General features: G+C 59.7%; 1 protein-coding gene. It reads left to right on the top strand.

What is annotated here, in order from left to right; genetic code table 11:
• The first annotated feature begins 549 nt into the window (after positions 1 to 549).
• Positions 550 to 1,806, top strand: a complete 1,257-nt coding sequence (gene ltrA / locus FHK95_RS19915; RefSeq protein WP_206668640.1) for a group II intron reverse transcriptase/maturase — start codon at positions 550 to 552, stop codon at positions 1,804 to 1,806.
• Positions 1,807 to 1,877: the final 71 nt, after the last annotated feature.

Below are 1,877 nucleotides of genomic sequence, written 5' to 3'. Positions count from 1 at the left end.
TGGTGCGCCCGGCAGGGCGCACTCACTCGGAGGTGAGAGTCCTCTACACACCCGGCAAGGGGAAGTGTTAGCCAGAGGCAAGGGTGTCGCGGGCGACTGCGAATCTGAAGGAAGCCCGAGGCAAAGCGCTGGCCTGACGAACAGGAAGCGGATACGAGGCGACGCGTTGGGGTGAGGCAGCCATAAAGGCCAAAGCCCGATACTTGCACGGAACGACGCGGCGTAGATCCGACAGGCATAAGCGTGAAGGTGGGTGCGTCATACCCGGGGAGGTCTGCATAGCTGCCACTGTGCTACTGACGTTGCGAGGCGTTGGGATGGTTATGCAGAAGTCAGCAGAGGTCATAGTAGGTGCGGTTTGACCGAAGGGCCGAACATGAGTGACCGCGATTAGGACGGCAGATACTCGATGCAGTCGATGAGACACAAGTGCGTGGAATAAGCGCAGCCATGACAGCAGAACCGGGGCGGAACTCTGGGGGAGATGATCGTGGTGTTGATGGCTGCACGGCGGTTGTCGGGCAAACGAAAGCGGAGGAACCATCGCTGATGGAGGCGGTGGTAGATCGAGCCAATGTATGGCAGGCGTATCGCAAAGTCGTTGGTAACCGAGGCGCCCCGGGAGTCGATGGACTCTCAGTCGAGCACTTCGGTCAATGGCTGACGGTACACTGGCCAAGCATCAAGGCAGCATTGCTAAGCGGGCAATACATGCCGCAGGCGATACGCGCAGTGGACATTCCCAAGCCTGCGGGCGGGGTACGGACGCTGGGCATCCCGACGGTACTGGATCGCCTGATCCAGCAAGCGCTGTTGCAGATACTCCAACCTGTATTTGAGTCGACCTTTTCCGAGTCCAGCTACGGCTTCCGGCCGGGGCGCAGTGCCCAGCAAGCCGTCCTTGCGGCACAACACTATGTGCTGGAAGGCCGACGTTGGGTGGTGGACATTGATCTGGAGAAGTTTTTCGACCGGGTAAACCACGACATCCTGATGTCACGGATTGCCCGACAGGTAAACGATGCACGCGTGCTCAAGCTGATCCGCCGTTATCTGGAAGCGGGATTAATGCGCGAAGGGGCGGTTACGCGGCGACGCGAGGGCGCGCCGCAAGGCGGGCCCCTCTCTCCGTTGCTGTCAAACATCCTGCTCACGGACTGGGACCGCGAACTTGAACGACGGGGTCATGCCTTCTGCCGGTACGCAGACGACTGCAATATCTATGTCCGAAGCAAAACGGCGGGCGATCGGTTACTGATGCAGATGAAAGTGTTCCTTGCGGACCGCCTGAAACTGCAGATCAACGACGCCAAAAGCGCATGTGCCAGGCCTTGGACGCGTAAATTCCTGGGCTACAGCCTGACGGCCCACCGTCAGGTGCGACTGCGTATTGCACCGCAAAGCTTGCAAAGGCTAATGGAGCGGGTCAAGGAGCTACTTCGACAAGGACGAGGAAGAAGTCTGACGCATACCATCGAGACACTGAATCCGGTGCTTCGAGGATGGATCGGCTACTTCCAGTACACGCAGACCAGGAATGCACTGGAGAATCTGGATGGTTGGCTAAGACGGAGACTGCGCTGCCTGCTCTGGCGGCAAGCGAAGCACCGACAAGGCCGGACCACGATGCTGCGTCGGCAGAGGCTGGCGGAAGATCGTGCATGGCGCTCGGCCCGCAACGGACAAGGTCCGTGGTGGAACTCGGGTGCATCACACATGAATGCGGCCTTCCCGAAACGCTTCTTCGATGCCTTGGGCTTGATCTCGCTGCTGGACACCCAGCGACGCCTTCAGTGTCAGTCATGAACCGCCGTATGCGGAACCGCACGTACGGTGGTGTGAGAGGGCGGCGGGAGTAATCCCGCTCCCTACTCGAT

The sequence above is a fragment of the Pseudomonas saliphila genome, from assembly GCF_008638345.1.
GTDB lineage: Bacteria > Pseudomonadota > Gammaproteobacteria > Pseudomonadales > Pseudomonadaceae > Halopseudomonas > Halopseudomonas saliphila.
Note: the sequence above shows the minus strand (reverse complement) of the source record. Positions and strands in the feature narration are given on the sequence as shown.